This is a genomic window from Sporosarcina sp. Y1011, from assembly GCF_057669885.1.
This window is the reverse complement of record NZ_JBYHFP010000038.1, coordinates 1-4,187: the sequence shown is the minus strand read 5'-3', so window position 1 is coordinate 4,187 and position 4,187 is coordinate 1. Positions and strand designations below refer to the sequence as shown.

General features: G+C 35.5%; 4 protein-coding genes. 1 reads left to right on the top strand and 3 read right to left on the bottom strand.

What is annotated here, in order from left to right; translation table 11 throughout:
* Positions 1-491 precede the first annotated feature (491 nt).
* Positions 492-1,016: a YdhK family protein gene (locus AC25Y5_RS18820; protein ID WP_488141633.1), complete on the bottom strand. Its 525-nt coding sequence runs from the start codon at positions 1,014-1,016 to the stop codon at positions 492-494.
* 146 nt (positions 1,017-1,162) lie between these two features.
* Positions 1,163-1,489 carry a four-helix bundle copper-binding protein gene (locus tag AC25Y5_RS18815; RefSeq protein WP_488141632.1) on the bottom strand — a complete coding sequence of 109 codons (327 nt, stop codon included), beginning with the start codon at positions 1,487-1,489 and terminating at the stop codon, positions 1,163-1,165.
* 506 nt (positions 1,490-1,995) lie between these two features.
* On the opposite strand from AC25Y5_RS18815, the gene AC25Y5_RS18810 reads away from it, so the two are divergent.
* Positions 1,996-3,273 (top strand): ATP-binding protein, encoded by a 1,278-nt coding sequence (locus AC25Y5_RS18810; protein ID WP_488141631.1) that lies wholly within the window; start codon positions 1,996-1,998, stop codon positions 3,271-3,273.
* Positions 3,274-3,714: 441 nt separating this feature from the next.
* Here AC25Y5_RS18810 and AC25Y5_RS18805 read toward each other — a convergent pair whose 3' ends face one another.
* Complete coding sequence (locus AC25Y5_RS18805) at positions 3,715-3,939, bottom strand: hypothetical protein (protein WP_488141630.1); 225 nt, start codon at positions 3,937-3,939, stop codon at positions 3,715-3,717.
* Positions 3,940-4,187: the final 248 nt, after the last annotated feature.

Here is a 4,187-nt window from a genome sequence, read left to right as displayed (position 1 = left end):
TCCCTATAACTATAGTAGGAATGTTTAGAGATTAAAAAGAAAAACCTTTTTCTAGTTTAACTCTAGCACCAGTTAGCTCATATTCATTTTCGTTCTATTCACACACACTTTTTAATCCCTAAACCATCTTACATTTGACACTCTTCTTATAAAGTTTTCATATCGTCTTATAGAATTTATAGTCAAGTCAAACTCCATCACTGATCTCCTTTACACATTAGATGCAGCTAATAATTCTGCACTATAAACATTAATCCCTTCTTAAACAAAGGAGATTCATTTTCTCTAGCATTTCTTTTTTCGTAGGGTTTGTATATAACATCGTCGTATGAATATTTGAATGTCCCGTATGATTAGCCACTTCATGAATGCTCATGCCTTACCTTCGTGGAAATCAAAAGAACACCTTAAATGTAGGTGTTCTTTTGATTCGTATTTAACTTATTGTGACCCGTTTATCCCAGATACTTTATCAATTCAATAGTAAACCTTCATTTAGTAGAAAGTTCACTTTCCGATACCCATTTATGATTTGTCACTTTTTCTCCGCCTGTAGTAGGAGTGTAATCGATCATATAGACAGTAGTTTGTTCAGCTGAATCAATTTCAGCTGTCGCTCCTTCCATCCCTTCCATATGGTCTGCCCCTATGATGACTTCAGTTCCTTGTTCCAAAGTTGTGTCATCAGCATCTTTAATCTCTTCTTTGATAACCCATTTATGATTTTCCACTCTTTCCCCGCCAGTTACCGGGGTATACGATATAGCGTAAGCTGTAGTATCATAAGCACCCACGATTGTTGCCACAGCACCGTCCATACCTTCCATATGGTCTGTTTTAATAATTGCTTCGCTTCCGACTTTATAGGTTGGATTTTCTGCCACTTTCAAGTTTTCAGGAACTTCACCTGAGCCAGAATGGTTCATGTCCATATTTTCATGTTCGGGTTCATTATTGTTGTTCGGGCTTTTCTCATTGCTTGTATTATTTCCACATCCACTTAAACCAATAATTATAGCGGCACTTTAAAAAAATAATTGCTTTTTCACTCGAATAACACTCCTTATCCTGGATAATCCACAAATAGAAAGAAGCTGTTCCTAGAAATACTTTTTCATTTCTTGAAACAGCTCCATTGATAGTTTCATTTTCTGCAAATCGTTTAAGCTACCATTTGTCGACAGGCCTCAGCACACTTTCGGCAAGATTCAGCACAGCGTTGGCAATGATCGTGATCATGTTTAGCACACTCTTCCGCGCAACGTTCGCAAACTGCTGCACAAAGTTCTAAAACCTGTTTAGTAAATGGGCTATTTCGCGTCATCGCTTGTGCTGCAAACGCACATATATCTGCACATTCACGGTCCAAGCGGATACAATCGGCCATCATCTTCAAATCTTCCTCTTTTAGGCAAGCATCGAAACAGGTATTGCATGCCTCTAGACATTCTAAACATGCTCTCAGGCATTCTTCGTATTTCGTATTCATGGACACACCTCCAGCTATTTTTGCAATCAGTAGTATTTTTCCCCTAAGTGTCGTTTTAAAACTAAAAATAGGAAACTAGCCGACATTTTATTATTTCTTTCTTAGCCAATTCATTCTGTTCATAAAAGTACACATTAACGAACGCTGTGTTTGAAATGAAATACACAATAAATTATCGTTCGAAAACCTATTAAATTACTTTTCGAACGTCCCCCCCTTAAACTCGCTTCTTAAATCTTACAAAAGTAAAGAGACAGAATTTATGTCAATTGGACTAATTGATATTGGTTTACAACCTTTGATATTTTACTAGAATCAGATTCCGGAGAACCACACCAGTTGAATGTTGAAGCCCTTGATAATCCACCGTGAATACTTCCCCTTTTATGGACACCCAATTTATCGCCGACAGAACAATTATTCATGAAAATATTGTCTGAATTTGTTTTAACGACAGACTTACGCTATTATAAGACTAGTCATAAAATTAAGGGAACGATGCTCACATGGATCTTATTACAAAAGATTTGCTCAACAATTTTCTATTTATCCTACTAGCTCTCTGTTTATTACAAATCCTACATGCTACTTATGCTTACCGTTCAAAAGAATTAAAAAGTTGGCAAATCGCTTTATTCCCTATTGTCACTCTTGTATTGTGTATGGTATTTCCGGTATATTCAAACGATAATAGCTTTTGGGATTTACGCTATGTTCCATTTATTCTAGGTGGTCTATATGGTGGTTATAAACTAGGGTTGATACAATTAGCTATCGTTCTTCTTATTCGTTTCTCATTGGGAGGGATGGGTTTTTATCCAGCATCTGTAGTATTTATTATTATCGGAATTGCAACTTGCATCCTTTCCAAAAATTATTTAAAAATGAATTTGAAACAAAAACTTTTACTTTCAGTGACATTATCATTCATTGGGATGATCATTCTTGATTCTTTGGAATTCATTTATTTCTCGGGTTATAAACCAAGTTTGTTTCTCTTCGAGTTTTATAGTATTAATATGTTGGGTATTATTATTTCAACGATCATATGGGAAGGAATTCGTAATTATTCTAGTTTATTGCAAAACTTGATTAAGGCAGAAAAACTCCAAATGGTTTACCACTTGGCAGCTAGTATTTCTCATGAAGTTCGGAACCCACTTACAGTAAGCAGAGGTTATATTCAATTATTATCTGATGATATTTCCCCTGATAAAAGAAAAGAATTCATTAGTATTACTTTAAAAGAATTAGATCGAGCTACCGATATCATTAATGATTATTTAACCTTTGCTGAACCAACCTTAGAAAAAAATGAAAAGATCAATATTAATGAAGAAATACAACAGGCCGTCAATGTGATTTGTCATTTGGCAACAATAAACGGAGTTGAAATAGAGCGAAAAATATACAATCAAGAGCAAAATCAATTTGTGTCGATTGGCGAAAGAAAAAAATTCCAACAATGTTTGATCAATTTTATGAAAAATGGAATTGAATCGATGAAGTCAAAGGAAGGTAAGCTTCAAATTCACTTGTCTAGTTTCCAAGATACAGTCCAAATTGAGATTAGTGACCAAGGTGTTGGAATGTCACAAGAACAAATTAATCGTCTTGGTCAACCTTATTTTTCAACTAAAGAAACAGGCACTGGGCTTGGAATGATGGTTTCTTATAGTATCATCAAAGGAATGAATGGTACGATTCATGTAAGTAGTGAACTCGGTAAAGGTACATGTTTTAGAATAAACCTCCCAGCCTTTCAACAACAAAAGGGCCTATAAATAAATTGAGGAATATGTATATTGTGTTTAAGTTGTTCAGGTAGGAACATTTCATAGTTAACAGTTTACTGACAGGTGTAATCATTTGGATTAGAACAAAATTAGCGTCCGTTAAACTATGTGAATAGTTTGCGGACGTTCTATTCTTCAAGTAAATTCTTACAGAATAATGCATAATAACAGAGACAAATATTCGGAAGTGAGTAGAGTTTCGTTAGGCAGTCCCCCTGTGTAACACTAGTTGTCGCATAAATCCTCTTCAATATTTGATGGATCGCAATCTATTCCTATCTCTATAGCCTAATCTTCTCTTTCTTTAATTCATTATCATTTTGGTATGGAAACTTTCTACCAATGAACCTCATACCACGGTCCTCACCATTTCATTCCGCTTGCTTCACAAAAATAAAAAAACGCCCCAGTATGAGGACGTTCTTGCCATTACTTTTCAAGTTTATTAATAAGATTTTCCCTCTGTTCTCTTGACAGCCCGTGAATGCTGTTTAGCCATTCATCCACCATTTTGTACATTCCTTCGGAAGTCAAACCGACTTTTTGGATATCACCTTGTTCAATACCGATATCAACTTTACCGTTAGTCGCTATATTGAACCATGGCGATTTTGCTGAATTATATTGCGCTAAATCCTCTTGACCGAAAATCATAGAATCCCCTCCCCTCTATCTTCCAATATTCGACAGGAGGAAGAGAACTCCTCCTACATAATTTAATCCTACTGCAATCTTCCTGATTCACATAAAACAAAAAGCCCTTCGAAAATTATTAAACTAAACTGCCAGTTAGTAAAAAATGCGCCTCTACTTGTTGTAGAAACGCACCCCTAGAAATTTGGTGTTAATCGCGGGTCATCTGTAAACGCGGAGTAAAACATTAATCCAAATGCTGATAATAC

What these genes read in the sequence shown, in the direction of transcription:
- AC25Y5_RS18810 (WP_488141631.1), top strand. Translation starts at nt 1,996, where the DNA reads ATGGATCTTATTACAAAAGATTTGCTCAACAATTTTCTATTTATCCTA.
- AC25Y5_RS18805 (WP_488141630.1), bottom strand. Translation starts at nt 3,939, where the DNA reads ATGATTTTCGGTCAAGAGGATTTAGCGCAATATAATTCAGCAAAATCG.
- AC25Y5_RS18815 (WP_488141632.1), bottom strand. Translation starts at nt 1,489, where the DNA reads ATGAATACGAAATACGAAGAATGCCTGAGAGCATGTTTAGAATGTCTA.